Annotated in this window: 18 protein-coding genes; 7 read left to right on the top strand and 11 right to left on the bottom strand. The window is 67.2% G+C overall.

Annotated elements, in window-relative coordinates:
* Window positions 1-3201 carry a hypothetical protein gene (locus tag AB8808_RS01450; RefSeq protein WP_369926120.1) on the top strand — a complete coding sequence of 1067 codons (3201 nt, stop codon included), beginning with the start codon at window positions 1-3 and terminating at the stop codon, window positions 3199-3201.
* On the opposite strand, the gene AB8808_RS01445 is transcribed toward AB8808_RS01450, so the two are convergent.
* From AB8808_RS01445 to ttcA, 4 genes are all read right to left on the bottom strand, one after another.
* On the bottom strand, window positions 3198-3965 hold the full coding sequence (locus tag AB8808_RS01445) for a M48 family metallopeptidase (RefSeq protein ID WP_369926118.1): 768 nt from the start codon (window positions 3963-3965) through the stop codon (window positions 3198-3200). The genes AB8808_RS01450 and AB8808_RS01445 overlap by 4 nt on opposite strands.
* A 72-nt stretch (window positions 3966-4037) precedes the next feature.
* Complete coding sequence (locus tag AB8808_RS01440) at window positions 4038-4946, bottom strand: recombination-associated protein RdgC (RefSeq protein ID WP_369926116.1); 909 nt, start codon at window positions 4944-4946, stop codon at window positions 4038-4040.
* A 77-nt stretch (window positions 4947-5023) separates the two neighbouring features.
* A complete protein-coding gene (locus tag AB8808_RS01435) occupies window positions 5024-6211 on the bottom strand; it encodes an amino acid aminotransferase (protein WP_369926114.1) in 1188 nt (395 codons plus the stop codon).
* Window positions 6212-6245: 34 nt separating this feature from the next.
* Window positions 6246-7118 carry a tRNA 2-thiocytidine(32) synthetase TtcA gene (gene ttcA, locus AB8808_RS01430; protein WP_369926112.1) on the bottom strand — a complete coding sequence of 291 codons (873 nt, stop codon included), beginning with the start codon at window positions 7116-7118 and terminating at the stop codon, window positions 6246-6248.
* A gap of 102 nt (window positions 7119-7220) precedes the next feature.
* Here ttcA and AB8808_RS01425 point away from each other — a divergent pair, with 102 nt between their 5' ends.
* The gene (locus AB8808_RS01425) at window positions 7221-7427 is read left to right on the top strand and encodes a YdcH family protein (protein WP_036138267.1); all 207 of its coding nucleotides are present in this window, start codon (window positions 7221-7223) and stop codon (window positions 7425-7427) included.
* Window positions 7428-8033: a GNAT family N-acetyltransferase gene (locus AB8808_RS01420; protein WP_369926110.1), complete on the top strand. Its 606-nt coding sequence runs from the start codon at window positions 7428-7430 to the stop codon at window positions 8031-8033.
* Between the two features lie 45 nt (window positions 8034-8078).
* Here the strand turns inward: AB8808_RS01420 and AB8808_RS01415 are convergent, their stop codons facing one another.
* From AB8808_RS01415 to AB8808_RS01395, 5 genes are all read right to left on the bottom strand, one after another.
* Window positions 8079-9098: an HlyD family secretion protein gene (locus tag AB8808_RS01415; protein ID WP_369926108.1), complete on the bottom strand. Its 1020-nt coding sequence runs from the start codon at window positions 9096-9098 to the stop codon at window positions 8079-8081.
* A gap of 11 nt (window positions 9099-9109) precedes the next feature.
* Complete coding sequence (locus AB8808_RS01410; protein ID WP_369926106.1) at window positions 9110-9307, bottom strand: DUF1656 domain-containing protein; 198 nt, start codon at window positions 9305-9307, stop codon at window positions 9110-9112.
* Window positions 9297-11423, bottom strand: coding sequence for an FUSC family protein (locus tag AB8808_RS01405; protein ID WP_369926104.1), 2127 nt, complete (start codon window positions 11421-11423; stop codon window positions 9297-9299). Before AB8808_RS01405 ends, AB8808_RS01410 begins: the two co-directional genes overlap by 11 nt.
* 11 nt (window positions 11424-11434) lie before the next feature.
* Entirely contained in the window at window positions 11435-11926 is a 492-nt protein-coding gene (locus AB8808_RS01400) for a MarR family winged helix-turn-helix transcriptional regulator (protein WP_369926102.1), read from the bottom strand.
* 119 nt (window positions 11927-12045) lie between these two features.
* A complete protein-coding gene (locus AB8808_RS01395; protein WP_369926100.1) occupies window positions 12046-13374 on the bottom strand; it encodes a serine hydrolase domain-containing protein in 1329 nt (442 codons plus the stop codon).
* Between the two features lie 117 nt (window positions 13375-13491).
* Here AB8808_RS01395 and AB8808_RS01390 point away from each other — a divergent pair, with 117 nt between their 5' ends.
* Window positions 13492-13971 (top strand): OB-fold protein, encoded by a 480-nt coding sequence (locus AB8808_RS01390; protein ID WP_369926099.1) that lies wholly within the window; start codon window positions 13492-13494, stop codon window positions 13969-13971.
* Window positions 13972-14039: 68 nt separating this feature from the next.
* On the opposite strand, the gene AB8808_RS01385 is transcribed toward AB8808_RS01390, so the two are convergent.
* Together AB8808_RS01385 and AB8808_RS01380 are read right to left on the bottom strand one after the other, a co-directional pair.
* Window positions 14040-14456 (bottom strand): DUF4156 domain-containing protein, encoded by a 417-nt coding sequence (locus AB8808_RS01385; protein WP_285404292.1) that lies wholly within the window; start codon window positions 14454-14456, stop codon window positions 14040-14042.
* Window positions 14457-14545: 89 nt separating this feature from the next.
* Complete coding sequence (locus AB8808_RS01380; protein ID WP_369926096.1) at window positions 14546-17455, bottom strand: M16 family metallopeptidase; 2910 nt, start codon at window positions 17453-17455, stop codon at window positions 14546-14548.
* A 217-nt stretch (window positions 17456-17672) separates the two neighbouring features.
* Here AB8808_RS01380 and AB8808_RS01375 point away from each other — a divergent pair, with 217 nt between their 5' ends.
* From AB8808_RS01375 to AB8808_RS01365, 3 genes are read left to right on the top strand one after another with little or no spacing between them, the layout of a single operon-like run.
* Window positions 17673-17804 (top strand): hypothetical protein, encoded by a 132-nt coding sequence (locus tag AB8808_RS01375; RefSeq protein ID WP_255349630.1) that lies wholly within the window; start codon window positions 17673-17675, stop codon window positions 17802-17804.
* Between the two features lie 30 nt (window positions 17805-17834).
* The gene (locus AB8808_RS01370) at window positions 17835-18029 is read left to right on the top strand and encodes a hypothetical protein (RefSeq protein WP_285404300.1); all 195 of its coding nucleotides are present in this window, start codon (window positions 17835-17837) and stop codon (window positions 18027-18029) included.
* Between the two features lie 7 nt (window positions 18030-18036).
* On the top strand, window positions 18037-18501 hold the full coding sequence (locus AB8808_RS01365; protein WP_369926093.1) for a tRNA (cytidine(34)-2'-O)-methyltransferase: 465 nt from the start codon (window positions 18037-18039) through the stop codon (window positions 18499-18501).
* Window positions 18502-18505 lie beyond the last annotated feature (4 nt).

The raw sequence follows: 18505 nt of genomic DNA, 5'->3' as shown, positions 1-18505 counted from the left end.
ATGGATGCGATACCCCCGAACGCACCTCCCGCCGTGGTGCGCGCAACACACCAGGACGCCATCGACACGGTACAGCGGCTCATCGATACGGAGCGCTGGCTGATCGCGCAACAGGACGCCATGCCGGCGGTTCCCGATACGCTCGATCAAGGCACGGTCACGGCGTTCCTCGATCAACTCGATGGATTCTGGGCCGGCGAATCCACCGCCGCGGAGGGCGCGCACGTGCTTCCGCGGCGAGCCGCACTGGCGGCAAAACTGGCCGATGCGCTGTCCGATCTGGCTACGCTTCGCGGTCTCGACGGCACGCTCGACGACGACACCCGCCACCTCGTCGCTGCCTTCATCCGCCCTGGCGGCGTGGCGGCGGTGGCCGATATCGAACGGCGTGAAGTCACCTTCGCCGATACGCCTTACGCGGGCACGATGCTGGTGACGGATACGCGCCATGCCGGCCCGGTCATCGCGTTCACCGCCGCGCGCGGATGGGACCGCTATCCCGACCTGGATCATGCGCACGCCGCCATCGAGACGCATGTACGACGGACCCTCGCATGGCGGGCCGATATCCCCGGCATCGCCCGTGGCAAGTTGTCCCCAACGCTGGATCCCTTCGTCGATTCACGCGCAACGACCGAGCCCGCACCCGTGCTCCTGGTCGATCGCTTCATCGCCGCCCAGCGCGACAGGATCGAGCAGGCGTGGATCGAGTTCGAGCTCGAGCGTTCGCTGCCCGGACGGGCGCAACGGTTCGCCGATCGTCTCCGCGAGGCGCTGAGCCTCACGGATCTTTTCGACATCGAAGCCATCCTCGGCGTGCGCGAGGCGCGGTTGCGCACCGCCGTCGAGAACGAACGCCTGGGCGACGTGCCCGCCACGCTGGCCGCGGACTGGCGCCGGTCGCGCGCGGAGTACGTGGACACCCTGCGATTCGTCACCGATCGTCAGGCCATCGCGGGTGTCGGCCCGCCGCCGGAGTTGGGCGACTACACCGTCGACCAATTCGGGCGGGTACTACGCGCGCTGGGCATCCCCGACGATCCGCATGACATCACCCTGACACTGGACCGCTCACTGGACCCCTCCGCGCGGTTCTCCTCGCTCACAGCGCTGTTCAGCGGACCGGAACCCCTGCATGCCTCGCTTATCGAAGCCGCCTACAGCAACGTCCCGTCGCTGGGCGCGGACCGTTTCAGCGCACACGGCCGGGACGGCAAACCGATCGCAACGCTCACCGATCCCTACATCCGTGCGATCGTCAACCGGCTCGACATCCACTCCAGCTACCAGGCCAGGCTCACCACGGACCTGCGTGACGGCCCCGATGCCGCCTTGCGGCGTCGTGCCTTTCACGACATACGCGCCGCCAGGATGCGCCACGATGCCATCGACGCCCAGATCGCGTATCGGCGGGGAGAGCACGCCGGCGCCAGCCACCTCGGACTCACGGCATCGGCGCGACAGCGAATCGATGCCTTGCTCGATGCGATCGCGCAAGGCCAACCCGATGCGGCCGGGGTGCACCAGGTAACCCATGACGATGTGCCGTTACGGGACGTGCTCGAGATCGACATGACGCGCGGTGCCGGCGCTGTCGCATCGGCTGGCGAATCCACGCTGGTCTACTACACGCCCGACGCGCCCGATGGTGTCGCATTCCGGCAGTTCCACGATCGCACGGAGGCCGAACGGCTGTTCTTTCGCGATGCGGCGTTCCGCGATTACTTCCTGGACCGGCTACCCGTCGAATCCGCCGATACGCTGCAGAAGGGGGACGGCCTCAGGCTCAATGCCAACCGCAGCCTTCGCTGGGTGTTCAACGGCGATACGTCCAAGGATGGTGGGCAGTCCCCGGTCTCGCCGGGCGTCAAGGCCATCGCCGGCGATCCGTTCGACGCGCTCTACGACACCGCGTTCGACCACGCGCTGCGTAACGTGCGCGCACTGACACGCAGCACGCGCGACGCCAACCGGGAATTCCTGCTCGACCTGTGGCGACGCAATCCGGCCCATGCCCTTCCCGCGCAGACGGCCATCGCGACCCTCACCGCACCGTTCCGCGTGGCGCCGGCCGCATGGCGCGCCTACGACGCCATCCGCGAAGGCGCCTACGGCGACGGGTTCGTCGACACCACCGAAGGCTATGTCATGGCGCTGGCCGCGTATTCCCTGGGCAACTCCGTGCTGCATGCGTCCGCGGCGCCCTACGCCGTGCACTTCCGCGCCATGGGCGGCGCGCTGGTCAGTCGCGCCATGGCGCGCCCCTCGTCGGGTGCCAACCGACGTTACCTGGCGGAAGGTGTCACACCCACCGGGCAACCCGATCTGCGCGGCATGTATCGCATCGACGGAAGGTCGTATGTCGCCATCGGCGGCAAGCTCTACGAAGCGAATTACCATGCTCCCAGCCGCACGGTGCGCCTGGGTTCCACGCCCCCGCTGGATGCGGAGGCCATGGGGCCGCCGATAAGGCTACAGGGCGAACTCTGGCAGTCCGACCGCCGCACGGCAGCCCGCCAGCCCGCTGGCCGCCCGGCTACCGACGGCGTGGACACCGGCGCGTTCTACAGCGAATACCTCAACCAGCTCGAGCAGTCCTTCCCCGATGCCATCGAGCGTGAGTTGGTCGCCGAACAGATGTACCGGGAGCTACGCCGCCTGCCCACCCGCCGTATCGTCACCGAGGCACAGCGAAGCACGTTCAACGACGCAATGGCCCGAGCCGAGCAGGTCATCCGCTCGTCGTTCGACATCGGCCCCTCCCTTCCCGGCCGCCTGCGCAGGGTCGCCGAAGCGGATCTCCCGGAGCGCCTGTGGTTCTACGACGAAAAACCCCTGGAGCAAAGTGCCTTCTTCGGCGCATCGAACCCGGGCATGGACTGGGCGGCGCTGCGGAGCGAGGCGCAGGAGCGCGACATATTCGGCGTGCGGCTCAGTTCGGTACCACCGGAGGCGCCCACCCATGCCATCGTGGACGGCAGCGGCATCCGCCGGCTGGGGCGTGGGGAAGGCTTCGCCGTGGAGCTTAGGGTGCGGGACATCGTGAGGGGACAAGGGCCAGGCAAAGGCGGCGTCGAACTGCTGGCCGGCTCGGGCGCGCAGGGCAACCACTACGTGCTACGCACGCCGCCGGGCCGCCCCGTGATGCTGCAACCGAACCAGTTCCAGTTGATCGACACCTTGCCGGCGCCGACGAATTAGTCGGCGACGTCCGCCACCAGCCGGTCCAGCTGCATCTTCAGGCCGCTACCGTGGGCGCGAAGCCAGCGACGTTGTTCCTTCCAGTCCGGGAAGATGCTCTCGACCCAGTGCCAGAAGCGCGGCGAGTGGTTGCGGACCTTCAGGTGACACAACTCGTGGACCAGCACGTAACGCAAGGCCACCGGTGGCGCGAGCGCCAGGGCAAGGTCGAGGTTGATCCTGTCCCGCGTGTCCAGGCTGCCCCAGAGGCTTTTAAGGGGGCGGATCTTCAGGGCCGTGGGCGCCGCGTTGATCATCGGTATGTAGGCCGGCAACCAGCGTGAGACGTCACGCCGGATCTGCGCCTCGAAGTGCGTGGCCAGCAGGCCACGCGCGACGAGGAGCGCCCGCGCATGCGGGCCCGGTATCACCAGGGTGATGCCGGCGGCGTGCTGATCGACGCGGGGATAGGGGCCCTCGGCCCAGTCCAGCGCGATGTCCTCGCCCCGGAAGGGAAACGTGGTGGGCACGCCCACCTTGAGCCTGGGCAGCGGCGTGGCGTCGAGGTGGAACTCGTCCAGCTTCTGCTCGAGCCAGTCGGCGTGATGACGGAGGAAAGCCGTCATCTGCGCCGTATGGGTGCCGTGGGGATAGGTGAGCCGCGCGCCCCGGGAAGTGACGGTGAGGCGCAGGCGACGGGCACGCGGATGGGCCGCCTTGAGCACCCGGATGGTGCCGCCGGTTGCCGTGGACAGTTCCAGCCAGTCGCTGTCTTCCGATGCCATGTCGCGAGTCTCTTTCCGATCCCGACCAACATCCCACCAAGCCATATCAATTCCTGCGACGCGGCGCCCTGGTCACTCGGGGCGCGGCAACTTGAACCATTCTTCCAGCTTGGCGAGCAGCCTCGCATATTCCCCGGCCATCAGGGCGAAATTGGCGTCCATTTCCGCCGCGGCGGATTCAGGACTGTCGGCCTGCTCGTCGAGCACCACATCCGTGAACTTGATCTTGCGCAGGATGAGATCCTCGCCCAGCACGAACGAGATGCGGTCGTCGAACACCAGCCCCAGCTGGAACACCTGCTTGCCGGTGCGCAGGTGCTCGCGAATCTCCTCGGTGTCGAGATCCTGCCGACGGCAGCGGGCGATCGCCCCGGAGGCCGTGGCCGGATCGCGCAGTTCGCACTCGTCGCCCAGGGCCAGGCCCGCCGGCAGTTCCCCCGTGGCCACCCAATGCGTCATGAGCAGGCGGGGCGATTCTTCCGGTGCCAGCGGCACGGCCGGAAAACTGCCCAGGGCCTCGCGAATCTGGCTGAGGGTGTTCTCGGCGGACTTGCGGCTGGAGGTGTCCATGATCAGCCAGCCGTTCTTCTTGTCCACGAAGGCCGACATGCGCGACGTGCGCACGAACGCCCGCGGCAGCAGCTCGTTCATGACATCGTCCTTCATCCGCTTGCGCTCACGGCCGCTGACCTTGCGACCTTCTTCCTCGGCGATCTTCTGCACGCGGTTGGCCAGCTCGTCGTTGACCACGGATGTGGGCAGCAGTTTGTCCTCACCGGCCACGGTGACCATGGTGTTGGCCGCCACCGAATGGGTGAGGGCTTCTTCCCTGCGACCCAGGGGCGAGATGAAGCCGCGTGTGGACAACTCCATGGGACCCACGGAACGCAGGCGATGCTCGGGCAGTGCCTCGTCCAGGCGCTCGAGATCGGCGGCGACGGAGGCGGAGAAACGGAACAGGGTGAGATTGCGATAGAACATGGATCGGCGATTCTCTTGCGAATGAGGGACCGCGACAGGCGCGATGCGCCCGCCGACGAAAGGAGCGGCGGAGCGGGTCAGACGACCTGGGCGATCGCCGCGGCGACGCGGTCCAGGTTGTTGTCGTTGAGCGCCGCCACGCAGATGCGACCCGTACCGACAGCATAGATGCCGAACTCGGTGCGCAGCCGATCCACCTGGGCCGAGGAAAGCCCGGAGTAGGAAAACATGCCGCGCTGGGCTTCGATGAAACCGAAGTCGCCGTGCGTGGCCAGGCGCTGCACCAGGCCGCGACGCATGGTCCGGATGCGCTCGCGCATCTCGCCCAGTTCGGCTTCCCACTGCGCGCGCAGCGCGTCGTGGTTGAGCACGGCCGATACCACCGCGGCACCGTGGGTCGGCGGATTGGAGTAGTTGGTGCGGATGACACGCTTCACCTGGGACTGCACGCGGAGCGCTTCATCGTGCGAGCCGGTGACGATGGACAGGGCGCCCACGCGCTCACCGTACAGCGAGAACGACTTCGAGAACGAGCTGGCGACGAAGAACACCACACCGGCCTCCGCGAACAGGCGCACCGCGAGGGCGTCCGCCTCGATGCCGTCGCCGAAGCCCTGGTAGGCGATATCCAGGAACGGCACCAGGCCCTGCGCCTGCACGGTGTCGATGACGCGTGTCCAGTCGGCGGCGGTCAGGTCCACACCGGTCGGGTTGTGGCAGCAGGCATGCAGCACCACGATGGCGCCCTTCGGCAGCGATGCGAGGCCGGCGAGCATCGCATCCACGTCCACGCCGTGCGTGGCGGCATCGTAGTACGGGTAGTCCACCACCTCGAACCCGGCACCTTCGAAGAGGGCGCGGTGATTTTCCCAGCTGGGATTGCTGATGGCCACGGGCACGGACGGATCGAGGCGCTTGAGGAAATCGGCGCCGACCTTCAGCGCGCCGGTGCCGCCCAGGGCCTGCGCGGTGACCACGCGGCGCTCGGCGAGCAGGGGCGAGGCCTCGCCGAACAGCAGCTTCTGCACCGCGCTGTCGTAAAGCGCGATACCGTCGATGGGCAGGTAGCCACGCGGAAGCTGGGCTTCCAGGCGGGCTTTCTCGGCCTCGCGCACGGCGCGCAGCAGCGGTACGTGACCGTTGGCGTCGTAATAGACGCCGACACCGAGATTGACCTTGTCGGTGCGGGTATCGGCGCCGAAGGCTTCGTTGAGGCCGAGGATCGGATCGCGCGGCGCGAGTTCGACGGAAGAGAAAAGGGTCATGGTCGGCAGGCCTCGAAGCGGGAAGAGGAAAGGATCAGTCGTTGTCGTCGACGGTGTCGCCGCCGGTGAGCCATGCATGGGCGTCGGGTCGCGCCGCGCCTTCGCGTGCGCCGAGCGCCGCGAAGTCGAACAGGCGGCGATCCGTCAGCTGCGACGGCGCGATGTTGCCCATGGCGCGGAAGATCGTCTCGCTGCGGCCGGGGTTGGATTTTTCCCAATCGGCGAGCATGCGCTTGACCACCTTGCGCTGCAGGTTCTCCTGCGAGCCGCACAGGTTGCAGGGAATGATGGGGAAGGCGCGGGTCTCCGCGTAGGCCGCGATGTCGTCTTCCTTGCAGTAGGCCAGCGGGCGGATGACCACGTGGCGCCCGTCGTCGGACAGCAGCTTGGGCGGCATGGCCTTCAGGCTGCCCTGGTAGAACATGTTCAGGAAGAAGGTGCCGAGGATGTCGTCGCGATGATGGCCCAATGCGATCTTCGTGATGCCGTTGGCCGCTGCCCACTGGTAGAGCGCCCCGCGGCGCATGCGCGAGCACAGGCTGCACATGGTCTTGCCCGTGGGGATGACGCGCGTCACGACACTGTAGGTGTCCTGTTCGATGACATGGAACGGCACGCCCAGCGCGGTGAGATAACCCGGCAGCACGTGCTCCGGGAAATCCGGCTGTTTCTGGTCCAGGTTCACCGCGATGAGGTCGAACCGCACCGGCGCCTTGGCCTGCAGTGACAGCAGCATGTCCAGCAGGGTGTAGGAATCCTTCCCGCCGGAAAGGCAGACCATGATGCGGTCGCCGTCCTCGACCATGCCGAAGTCGGCGATGGCCTGGCCGACCTGGCGACGCAGGCGTTTGGCCAGTTTGCCGGCTTCGTAACTCTGCTTGCGGGTGGCGTCGGGCGTGGCGGACATGCGTTTGGGCGGTTCGGGACGGGTCGGCTGACCATTGTAGCCGCTGCGGGGGCCCTCGCCGGAGGTTACAATCGGACTTCCCCCCTCGCCCGGCCCAACGCCATGCAGGTCCAGGATCCTCACGAGCTCCAGCAACGCCTCGCCGAACTCAAGGTCGAGCACCGCGACCTCGACGCCGCCATCGACCACCTGGCCGCCGCCATCGGCCGCGACGAGCTCCAGCTGACCCGCCTGAAGAAGCGCAAGTTGCTGCTGAAGGACACCATTTCCCGGATCCAAAGCCGGCTCATCCCCGATCTGGATGCCTGAATGGTCGCGCTGACGCCCACCCGGCTGGCCAACCGCCACGTGACGCTTGAGCCGCTGCAACCGGCGCATGCCGGTCCGCTGGAGCGTGCCGCGGCCGATGGCGACCTCTGGAACCTGTGGTTCACTTCGGTGCCGGCGCCGGGCCGCATGGAGGCGTACATTGCCTCGGCCCTGCGCAAGCAGGACGAAGGCCACATGCTGCCCTGGGTGGTGCGCGAGAACGCCTCCGGCGACATCGTGGGTACCACCCGCTACTACGACATCGTCGACGATCCGCGGCGCATGGCCATCGGCTACACGTGGTACGCGCGGCGCTGGCAGCGCAGCCACGTCAACACCGCCTGCAAGCACCTGCTGCTGTCCCATGCCTTCCTGGGCCTGGATGCGGTGGCCGTCGAGTTCCACACCGACGCCTACAACCAGGATTCGCAGCGGGCCATCGAAAAACTGGGCGCGAAGCGCGAGGGCGTTCTGCGCGCCCACAAGCGCCGCCCGGACGGCTCGCTGCGCGACACCGTCTGCTACAGCATCCTCGCCACCGAGTGGCCCGACGTCGATAAATGGCTGCAGCTGCGGCTGGATCGCCTGGCACCGCCTGACGCCTGAGCCCGTGCGCCGAGGTGCTGCCGGCGCGGCCCCGGCGCAGCTGAATCAACGCGCCGCCACCGCCTCGGGAGACGAGGGGTGCACCACCAGGGTCGCGGTCATGCCCGCCGCCAGCACCACGCCGGACGGAAGGTGCGCCGCATCGATCCGGATACGTACCGGCACGCGCTGGGCGAGCCGCACCCAGTTGAAGGTCGGGTTCACGTCGGCCAGCAGGTCGCTGCCGGTCGGGTTATCGGCATCGGTGATGCCGCGGGCGATGCTCTCCACCGAGCCTTTCAGCCGCACGCCACCGCTCATCAGGCGGATATCGACCGGATCGCCCACACGCAGGCCGGGCAGCTTGGTCTCTTCGAAGTAGCCGTAGATCCAGTACGAGTGGCTGTCGATCAGGGCGAGGCGTGCGCTGCCGGCGCTGGCGTAGTCGCCGACGCGTATGTCCAGGTTGGTGACATAGCCATCCACCGGGGCACGCACTTCCGTGCGATCGAGGTTGAGCTGCGCGGAGGCCAGCTCCACCTGGGCCTGGGCCACGGCCGCCAGGGCCTGCTGCTGCGAGGCGCTGGCCTGCTTCGTGCTCGCCTGGGCCTGCTGCCACCCCGCTCTTGCCGCGTTGGCGGCGGCCACCGCGTTGGCCTTGTCTTCCGCCGAGATCACGTTGTTGATCAGCTTCTGCCGGCGTTCGGACTGGGCGGCGTACATCTCGAAGTTGGAGCGGCTCTGCAACGCACCGGCCTGGGCCGCGTTGATGCTGGCGCCCGCGGCGCGTGCCGCGGCCTCGGCGGCGTTGAGGTTGGCTTCGGCCTGTGCCACCGCGTTCGCGTAACGCGCCTTGTCGACGACGAACAGCAGGTCTCCCTTCTTCACCGTCTGGTTGTCGATGACCTTCACGTCGGTGACCAGCCCGGCCACGTCGGGCGCGATGCGCACGATCTCCGCGCGCACGCGGCCGTCGCGCGTCCACGGCGAATACATGTAGTGCTTCCACAGGGCGTGCCCGATCACGGCGGCGACAAGGACGACGACGGCGGTCACGGCAAAACGGATGACGGTGGCGAGTTTCATAGGGGCTTCACTCAGAGCAGGAGCAGCGCAAAGGCGCCGAAGACACAGACGAATACGGCGAGCCGGAACAACGGCGGGTGCCAGACCAGGCGGTACAGTCCGAACCGGCCGGCGATACTGTCGAAAAGCCAGAGCACCAGCAGCGCGACGACGAAGAGGATGAGCAGTCCCGGCACGAGTGCATCACCGAGGGCGATTTCACGAGGCATGGGCGATCTCCTTGCTGAGCGGCATATCGGGCATGTAGGCGGCGAGGACGGATTCCCCGTCCAGCAGCGCCATGCGCACCAGGTGCAGATGGGCCAGCAGGTGCTGCGTGCCCTCGTACTCACCGACACCGGCAATGGCCGTGGCGACCGCGTCCCGCGCCAGCAGATAGCCGTCCGCGTCGGGTTTCTCGTAGAAACGGGCCAGGGTGCGCAGCGTGTCCTGCAGGTACGGATGAAGAGCCGTCGGGATATCCCGACGCGCGATGTCATGACGCAGTTCGATCAACGCCCGCCCCGTCTCATGCACCGCCAGGGCCCACGCGATCAGCGTGCGCGAGTCGGCACTGCCGGGCTCCGTCTGGGCAACCACCTGGCTGACCAGGTCGTGGTTGACGCTTTCGAACCGGTGGCGAAGGCCGGGCAACGGCGCCTCCGCGGCGAGCGCGACCTGCCCGCGCAGGCGTGCCAGCTGGCGCCGCCGCAGCCAGGCGCTGCCGATCGCAGGGGGAATCACCACGAACGACACCGCCGCGGCGCCCAGCCCGACGATCTGCGCGATGGCGTCGTTGATGAAATGCGCCGGGTCGTACACCTGCATGTTCTTCAGCGTGAGGATGTAGGCAAAGCCCATGGCCCAGCCCAGGCCATAGGATGCGAAGCGTGGGGTCATCATCAGCACCAGGCCGACGGCCAGGAAAGGCGCCACGCCGACCACGAGCAGGCCGTAGCCGTCCAGACGCGTAAGGACGAAGAACTCGCAGATGAAGCCCACCACCATGCCCGAGAGGTAGCCGAGCATGACCTGCCAGGTCACCCGCGTCGGGTTGGGCGTGGTGGCGAACAGGCCAGCGAACACCGTGGCCAGCAACATCGCACTGGAGCCGAGCGGCCAGGCGCTGGCCACCCAGAACGCCCCCAGCACCAGCATGGTGAGCGTTGTGCGGAACGTGGCCAGGCCGGCGCCGAGGAAGTCGTTGCCGCGGTCGAAGCGCACGCGCTCCGCAGCGCCGGTGCTCACCCGTGGCGTCTGCAACGAGGCGGCCGTATCGACATAGTCGTAAAGCTCGTCGACGAAACGGGCCAGCAGCGACGCGCCGGTGTCGAAATCGCGAATGTCCTGCGGATCGGCCAGCGCAGCGCGTTGTGCCGGGGTGTTCGTCCGCATCGTGTCGCGCGCCGCCACCAGGCGCGGCAACAGCACGCGCGCGGCGGCGCCGGCCTCGATGGGTGCGTCGAGAGCGTCGCCGATCGGCGCGTACAGGCGCATCAACGCCTGTGCGGTCGCGTCGCGGCGCGCCCGCTTCAGCCGGTTGATCAGGTGGTGCAGCGACTGGAAGCTGGTAGACGCTGCCATGAAACGCTGGTTGAACAGGCGCAGGTGGCTGCTGCGCGCGCGGGCTTCGGCGTCTTCGAAAATCACCGAGCTGCGCAGGTCTTCCAGCGTGACCGCCGCGCGTACGAAGCGCAGGTGGGCGTTCTCCATGGTGTCGCGGGCGATCGCTCCGGCCGTGCTGTCGCGCACGAAGCCAACGAAGTGCGCGAACTGCTCGCGCGCCGCGCGCCGCAAGACGTCGCGCATGCGGCTGGGGAACACCACATCATTGACCACGCCGCTGACCATGAGGCCGAGCAGGACTTCACTGATACGCGCCCACGACGAATCGAAGACGCCGGGCGGATTGTCGATCACGGGAATGGCGACGATGGCCGCCGTGTAACCCGCCAGCACGAAGGCATACGACTTGAAGTTGCGATACAGCGTGGCGCCACCGGCACACACGCCGATCCACACCGACAGCGACAGCAGGAACAGGTCGCGCGTCTGCGGAAAGGCGGCCACGATGACGATGGCCGCCGCGGCGCCGGTCAGCGTGCCGATCGCACGGTAGAAACTCTTGGCCAGCACCATGCCGGACTGTCGGTTGGCGACGATGATGGTCGTCAGCATCGCCGTGGACGGCGCCGGCAGGGCCAGCCGCATGGCCAGCCACCCGGTGAGGAAAAACGCGAGCAGGGTCTTGCCGACGAACAGCCAGACGTCGACTTCCTCGCGCAGCGTCTCGACCACGACCTGGCGCGTGGTGGGAGTGGCATGTTGCAGATCGATGGCGGACATGGGTGCCCCCGTCACTCCCCGAACCCGGCCAGCATCTTCTTGAGCAGGCCTTCCAGTTGCGTCTGTTCGGTGGCGTCGAGGTTACGAGTCTGGCGGTGAAGCAACGTGACGATGTCGGGGAGGAACTGGGCGATCGTCTCCAGCCCGACCGGGGTCAGGGTCAGGGTGACCTTGCGGCGATCCTCGTCGCTGCCGGCGCGGGCTACATAGCCCTTCTCGCAGAGCTGGGTGGTGAGCCGGGTGATGTTGGCCAACTTCTCGCCGGCCGCCTCGGCCAGCTGCGACGGGTTCATCGCGTTATCCGGCGAGCCGTACAGCATCATCAGGATGTTGTATTCCGGATGGTTCAGCCCGTAGGGCTTCATCACGGCGTTGGCTTCGTCGTGCACCTGCTTGTAGAGGTGCTTGACCAGACGGACGAGCACAGCCGGCTGGCGCGGGAACCCCGGGTATTTACGCAGAGTGACGTCGAGGCGTGCTTCGGTGCGGGCGAAATCGCTCATGGGGAGGTCCGTAGCCGGGATACCTCATAAGTATATAGTTCATTTATGTACTATCAATAGATGAACTTGATATGTGCGAGCGCCATCGCTAACTGCGGCAAGCCACTGATCTATAAAATTTATCGGCGGCGCTCCCTACGCCCATCGGACTTTCCATCGTCATGAAAGTCGATGGCGATCACTCGGCCGTTCGCGTCGCGCATGATCTGCACGTAGTCGATGCCGTCCCCGGCATAGGTGAGCATGTCGTCCGCGGAGGTGACGAGTCTTTTCGCCGGGCCATTGTCGCGTTGCATCCAGGCGGACCCGGCGCGTACTTCGATAATGTGCATGCCGCCACCGGGAATGACGTACGTACCGGCAATGGCGTCGAGCCGATGCGGCGCCCAGTCGATTGCCCGAAAGCTACGATAGGGTTTGCCGAGGGCCAGCGCCGTGAGTCGTCGCGCCAGCGAGCGGGCCTGCACCGCGGGTGTATCCGAGTTCTCGAGAACCACCACAGCAATGTCGGCCGAAGGCACGTAGACGTAGTACGACACGTACCCTTCGATGCCACCCGAGTGCTCGGCCACGACAACGCCTTGCACATGACCCGGCACCATGCCGAGACCGTAAGGCAAGTCGACCGGGCCGATGCGCGCAGAATGCGCCATCTCCCGAAAGGCGGCGGGCCCCGGCACCGATCCCGTTGCCAGACCATGTAGCAGCGCGGCGAAGCCACCCGCGGACGCCGACAGCCCACCGGCGGCGCCCGGCCCGGCAATCGAGTACATGATCGGCCGAGCGATATCGCCACGTGCGTCGACGGTATACCCAGGGACCATGGCGGGGACCACGGCATTGTCGTCACGGAAGGCGACGCCGCGGACATGAAGCGGCGCCAGCACCAGATCGCGCTCTGCGTCGAACCACGACTCCCCGGTGACCTTCTCAATGATCGCCCCCAGCACCATGTAGCCCGAATTGCTGTAGTGCCAGTCACTACCAGGCGCAAAGTCGGGTGGCGCGGAGGCGATGGCCTTCAACCGGGCGGTCGAGTCCATGGCGTCGGTCAAGGCTGCGGACCAGGCATCACTCACACCGGACGTATGCGAAAGAAGCTGCCGGACCGTGACCGTGTCGGCACGCGGAAAGCTCGGCAACCACCGGGCGATGGGCGCGTCCAGGTCCAGCTTGCCCTGCGCGTGCAACTGCATGACGGTGGCCGCCGTCACGGTCTTGGTCAGCGATCCGATGCGGAAGACGCTGTCTATAGTCAGCGGCACGCCCAACTCGACGCTGGCGAGCCCTCGGGCGCTGGCGTAGACCTCACGACCCTCCCGGTAGACGACTACGCTCGCTCCAGGCGCCTGCGCTGGGATCGCCGACATCATCGTGTCGGCTTCGGGTTTCCAGTCGGGCACCGTACCGCCCCTGGCTTGGCTGATGGCAAGCCATCCGATGGCCATGCAGACATGGATTCTTGTCACTGCCTTCCCCCGTAAACGTGGTTACCCCGGTAGCCAGACCATCCGTGTCTCTGGAAAAGCGCTCCGCCGCCCCCATTCTGGCGTCCAGGAGTCACCATGAACACTTCCAAGCTGTTTTCCAACCTGCTTCTGGCCCTCGTCACGGTCATCCTCGTGAGTGGCTGCCGACACCCTGCCGCCGAAGGCGCCATGCAGCCAGGCGCCCGTGCGGGCGCGGTGGTTCGCCGGGCGCAAACGCCCGCGCCCACACCCACGCCGAAAGCGAAGATCGAAGTCATGTCCGCACAAGAGCTTGCCCAGGCCTTTGCAGACGATCGCACTGCATCCACCGTTCGGTTCGCACACCGTACCGTCGAGGTAACCGGCGAGGTGGGCAATCTCGAGGCCGGCGGCGATGGTACGCCCGTAGTCACCCTCAAAGGCGGCAAGGGTTCGACGAATCCACGATTCGTCCTCGATGCCGATGCCTGGCCGGACGTCTCCACCCTCAAGACCGGCGCGACGGTGAGACTGTCATGCCGGGATGGGTCCGAGAGCGCCGGTCAGGTGACCTTGAAGGCGTGCGCGCTGCTGTAGGGCCCGACAAACACGATGACGGCCCGATCCGCGTAGGCAGACCGGGCCGTCGGGTCGCAGTGACACACTTACTGCTTGAGCGGAACCGTCTCGAAACCACCGCCCTGCGGCGCGGCGTTCTGGGCCGGCTGCGATGCTGGCGGAGCAGCGCCTCGCACCGGAGCCGCGCCACGGGCACCGCAGGTGTACGCACCCCAGTCCTGCGAGCCACCGTTGGGCTCACCGAGGGGCTTGATGGTGTCCGCACCCATCTTCGCGGCCTCGTTACGCGCGAGCACTTCAAGTTCGTCGCGGACCTTCAGGTCGTCGCGATCGATGGGGCCGACGCGGCTCTGCACGGACACCGTGACCTTGCCCTGGTCGCGGCAGCTGGACACATCGCCGTTCCAGGCCGTGCGGACGTTGCGCGCGCTGTCGTCGAGCTTGATGCCCCACGAGCACGCTGAGAGGGCGAGCGGGACGAGGAGAACGAGGACCTTGCGCATGGATTGAGCTCCGGAAAAACGTTGGGGGGACATGCTAGCCAAATGCCGCGAAGGGCGCGATCTGAATCGACCGCGCCCTTCGCTGGGGATTACCTTGCCGTGGTCGCGGGCGGCGCCTTAGCCTTGCCCGCGCGCCCGGACACCGGCGCTGCGATGTCCTTCGCCGGCTGGCCGTCGGCATCGATCACATGCACTTCGCCGAGGTTGAGCGCGCGCACCGGGGCCTCGATCTTGCGCAGGTCGCCGACGATGACCCAGGTCAGGGCGTCGGGACGGATGACGGCGGCGAGCGCGGCCTCGGCCTTGGCACGGTCGACCCCTTCGATACGCGACTTCAACGTCTGCACGTAGTCGTCCGGGCGGCCATAGATGAGGATGCCACTGATGGCGCCCAGCACGGAGGACGTGGTCTCGAAGCTACCGGGCAACGCGCGGATCCGCTGCGCCTGGATGTTGCCGATTTCATCGGCGGTGAGCGGTTTCGGGCCGATGACGGCCTTGGCCTCCTTGAGAATTTCGGCCGCCGATTCGGCCGTCTTGTCGGTCTGCACCGGCGCGTAGAACAGCAGCGGGCGCTGCCCCTGCGCATCGGAGAGCATGCTGCCCGCACCGTACGCCCAGCGCTTTTCCTCGCGCAGGTTCATGTTGAGGCGCGAGGTGAACGTGCCGCCGAAGGCGCCGTTGGCGATGCCCAGGTCCAGTGCGTCGGGCGCACGGGTGGAGGGTGCCAGCAGGCCGGCCAGGATCAACGACTGCGGGGCATCGGTACGATTGACCAGGAAGACGCGCGGCTTCGGCTGGGCCGCCACCTGCCCGATGTTCCGCGCTGGCACGGCCGTGGCCGGGGCCTGCCAGTCGCCGAAGACCGCATCGAGCTGCGGCAGGATTTCCGCGAGGGTGGTGTCGCCGGCGACCACGATGCGTACGTTGTCCGGCCGCAGGTAGTCGCGCTGGAAGGTGGCGAGGTCCGCAGCGGTGAGCGAGACAATGGCTTTTTCGGTACCGCTGCCCGTGAACGGGATGCCGTAGGCATGGTTGGCGCCGTAGAGCAGCGGCGGCAACGTGCGCAGCGCGAGGCCGGTGGGTTCGGTTTTTTCCTGCGCGATGCCGGCCATCCACTGGCCACGTACGCGCTCGATGTCGTCCGCCTTGAACGCGGGGTTGCGCGTGATGTCGGCGAACAGCGCGAGCGAGGGCGTGAGGTCGCTGTTGAGCGCGTTCAGGCCGACGCTGCAGGTATCCAGCGAGCAACTGGACGAGACGATGGCACCCAGGCGCTCCTTGCGCCGTGCCACCTCCACCGAATCGAGCGAGCGCGTGCTTTCTTCCAGCAGCGCGGAGGTGAAGCTGGCGGTGCCCAGCTTGCGGCCCTGGTCGGCCGCGTAGCCCGCGTTGAACAGGAGCAGCACCTGGGTCACCGGTACCGTGTGGCGCTCGGCCAGCACCACCTCGATGCCGTTCTTCAGCTTGCCCCGCTGGAGCGTGGGGAAGGACAGGTCGGGGAAGGTGTCCACCGACGGCACGCCCTTGCTGCGATCGACCTGGGACGCGCCGACGGCATAGGACCGTGTCGGCGGGGTGACGGCGGTGGGGCGGCCCGGCGATGTACCCAGGCCGGTTACCGCCTTGTCCTCGGCGGCGGGATCGAAGCCGGCTGCCGCAGGTAGGATGGTGAGCGTGTAGTCGCCGCGGGTCAGCCAGGTCTTCGACGCCGCCAGCACCGAGGCGGTCGTGGCGTTCTGCGCCCGCTCCAGGTCCTTCTTGTAGGCCTCCGGATCGTTACGGTAGACCTGTCCCTCGGCGAGGATCACGGCCTTGCCGCCCGAGCCGCCCACTTTCTCCAGGCCGCGGATGAATCCCGCGCGGTTGGCGACCTTGGCACGCGCCAGCTCGTCGGCCGTGGGCCCGGTGGCGAGGTAATCCTTCCATACCGACGCCACGGCCGCTTCGACCTTCGCCGGGTCCACGCCGGCCTTGACGTCCACCGTGAGCTGCACCTGGCTGGCGAGGGCGAACGGCGAGATGCCGAGGCTGACATCGTCGGCGAGCTTGTCCTGGTAGACCAGACGCTGGTAAAGCCGCGATGTCTTGCCGCCGCCGAGAACCGTGGTAGCGAGATCGAGCTGTATCGCATCGTCCGTACCCAGCTGGGGCACGATCCACGTCCGCACGATGCGCGCCTGCGCGACCTGGTCATGCTGGATACCGCGCGTGGATGCCTGTAGCGGGGTGATCCACGGTTGCTGCCGGGGGACGGGCGGCCCTGCGGGAATGTCGCCGAAATACTTCTCGGCCTTCGCCTTGGCCTGGGCCACCGTGATGTCGCCCGCCAGCACGAGGGTGGTGTTGGCTGCCCCGTAGTAGTCGTGGAACCACTGCTTGACGTCGGCCAGCGAGGCCGCGTCCAGGTCGGCCATCGAACCGATGGTGTCGTGGTGATAGGGGTGATTGGCCGGGTAGGTGTTGACCAGGACGTTCTCGTCCACGCGGCCGTAGGGCTGGTTCTCGCCCTGGCGCTTCTCGTTCTGCACCACCCCGCGCTGGGTGTCCAGTTCCTTCTGGCCGATGGCGCCGAGCAGGTGGCCCATCCGGTCGGATTCCATCCACAGCGCCATATCGAGGGCGGTGGTAGGCACGGTCTCGAAGTAATTGGTGCGGTCGAACCACGTGGTGCCGTTCATGTCGGTGGCGCCGGCGCGCTCGAACGGCTGGAAATAGGTGCCCTTGCGGTTTTCCGAGCCCGAGAACATCAGGTGCTCGAACAGGTGGGCGAAGCCGGTCTTGCCGGCCGGCTCGTCGCCCGAGCCCACGTGGTACCAGATGCTGACCGCGACCACGGGCGCCTTGTGGTCTTCATGCACGACGACGGTGAGGCCGTTCGGCAACTGGAAGCGCGTGTAGGCGATGTCGGGAATCGTGTCGGGCGCGGACGACGCCGCGGCGGCGGCCCCGACGAAGGAGATCAGCCCGGCGGCAAGCAGGGCGAGGCGGTTCTTCATGCACGACTCCAGAGGGCCCTCGTGGCCCGGATGCACGGAGGCTAGCCCGGTCGCTCCGTCGGGCGCAATCGGTGGTGCCCGATTGTCCGCGGGTTGTCCGGTCGCGGGTGGTCAGTGTCCGCGGACAAGCGATCTGTCGGAAGCCACATGACAAACCTCATACGAATCAACTCATTGCCGACACTCAAAGGCTGGCACGGCACTTGCGTTACTAGTCATGCCCCGCCGGGCGGCTTCCTGCCCCGGCTCCTCGAAGGAACACGCCATGAAATACGAACTGATGATGCTCAACGGCCTGCTGGTCACCTCGATGTTCCTCTGCGGGTTCACGCTCTTCCAGATGGTCTGATCGCACAACGTTTCCCGTCGGAGATACACCATGCAACACGAACTTCTCATCCTGCGCAGCCTGCTGGTCGCTTCCATGCTCGTCTGCGGCCTGATCGTCGGCAACATGCTCACCTACACGGGTGCGCCGATCCAGCTGGCCGCCGTCGGGCAGGCCACGATCGCCCCAGCCGTCACCTGCGACGCGACGATCGCGCATGCCACCTGCGCGTCGCCGGCCGCATAATGGGGGCATGCCCCATGTCATCCTCTTCCGACCCGAAATACCGCCCAACACGGGCAACGTGATTCGCCTCTGCGCCAATACGGGCGCGGGGCTGCACCTGGTACGGCCGCTCGGCTTCGAACTCGACGACGCCCGCCTGCGTCGCGCCGGCCTGGACTACCACGAATTCGCACGGGTGGCGGTGCACGACACCCTGGACGCCTGCCTCGACGCCCTCGGCCGACCGCGTGTATTCGCGTTCTCCACGCGCGGGCAGCAGCTCCATACCGAGATGACCTTCGCCGAAGGCGATGCCCTGCTGTTCGGTTGCGAGACGGCCGGCCTGCCCGACGACGTACTGGACGCCCTTCCCGCCGGGCAGCGCGTGCGCCTGCCCATGCGTCCGGGCAACCGCAGCCTCAACCTCTCCAACGCCGTGGCGGTCGCCGTGTTCGAGGTGTGGCGCCAGGCCGGCTTCGACGGCGCGGCCTGAGCCG

This window comes from Xanthomonas sp. NCPPB 2632 (genome assembly GCF_041228075.2).
GTDB lineage: Bacteria > Pseudomonadota > Gammaproteobacteria > Xanthomonadales > Rhodanobacteraceae > Luteibacter.
Note: the sequence above shows the minus strand (reverse complement) of the source record. Positions and strands in the feature narration are given on the sequence as shown.

Bases quoted from the DNA above. Each gene is read 5' to 3' on its own strand.
- AB8808_RS01450 (WP_369926120.1), top strand. From the start codon at position 1: ATGGATGCGATACCCCCGAACGCACCTCCCGCCGTGGTGCGCGCAACA.
- AB8808_RS01445 (WP_369926118.1), bottom strand. From the start codon at position 3,965: ATGGCATCGGAAGACAGCGACTGGCTGGAACTGTCCACGGCAACCGGC.
- AB8808_RS01440 (WP_369926116.1), bottom strand. From the start codon at position 4,946: ATGTTCTATCGCAATCTCACCCTGTTCCGTTTCTCCGCCTCCGTCGCC.
- AB8808_RS01435 (WP_369926114.1), bottom strand. From the start codon at position 6,211: ATGACCCTTTTCTCTTCCGTCGAACTCGCGCCGCGCGATCCGATCCTC.
- ttcA (WP_369926112.1), bottom strand. From the start codon at position 7,118: ATGTCCGCCACGCCCGACGCCACCCGCAAGCAGAGTTACGAAGCCGGC.
- AB8808_RS01425 (WP_036138267.1), top strand. From the start codon at position 7,221: ATGCAGGTCCAGGATCCTCACGAGCTCCAGCAACGCCTCGCCGAACTC.
- AB8808_RS01420 (WP_369926110.1), top strand. From the start codon at position 7,428: ATGGTCGCGCTGACGCCCACCCGGCTGGCCAACCGCCACGTGACGCTT.
- AB8808_RS01415 (WP_369926108.1), bottom strand. From the start codon at position 9,098: ATGAAACTCGCCACCGTCATCCGTTTTGCCGTGACCGCCGTCGTCGTC.
- AB8808_RS01410 (WP_369926106.1), bottom strand. From the start codon at position 9,307: ATGCCTCGTGAAATCGCCCTCGGTGATGCACTCGTGCCGGGACTGCTC.
- AB8808_RS01405 (WP_369926104.1), bottom strand. From the start codon at position 11,423: ATGTCCGCCATCGATCTGCAACATGCCACTCCCACCACGCGCCAGGTC.
- AB8808_RS01400 (WP_369926102.1), bottom strand. From the start codon at position 11,926: ATGAGCGATTTCGCCCGCACCGAAGCACGCCTCGACGTCACTCTGCGT.
- AB8808_RS01395 (WP_369926100.1), bottom strand. From the start codon at position 13,374: ATGGCCATCGGATGGCTTGCCATCAGCCAAGCCAGGGGCGGTACGGTG.
- AB8808_RS01390 (WP_369926099.1), top strand. From the start codon at position 13,492: ATGAACACTTCCAAGCTGTTTTCCAACCTGCTTCTGGCCCTCGTCACG.
- AB8808_RS01385 (WP_285404292.1), bottom strand. From the start codon at position 14,456: ATGCGCAAGGTCCTCGTTCTCCTCGTCCCGCTCGCCCTCTCAGCGTGC.
- AB8808_RS01380 (WP_369926096.1), bottom strand. From the start codon at position 17,455: ATGAAGAACCGCCTCGCCCTGCTTGCCGCCGGGCTGATCTCCTTCGTC.
- AB8808_RS01375 (WP_255349630.1), top strand. From the start codon at position 17,673: ATGCCCCGCCGGGCGGCTTCCTGCCCCGGCTCCTCGAAGGAACACGCC.
- AB8808_RS01370 (WP_285404300.1), top strand. From the start codon at position 17,835: ATGCAACACGAACTTCTCATCCTGCGCAGCCTGCTGGTCGCTTCCATG.
- AB8808_RS01365 (WP_369926093.1), top strand. From the start codon at position 18,037: ATGCCCCATGTCATCCTCTTCCGACCCGAAATACCGCCCAACACGGGC.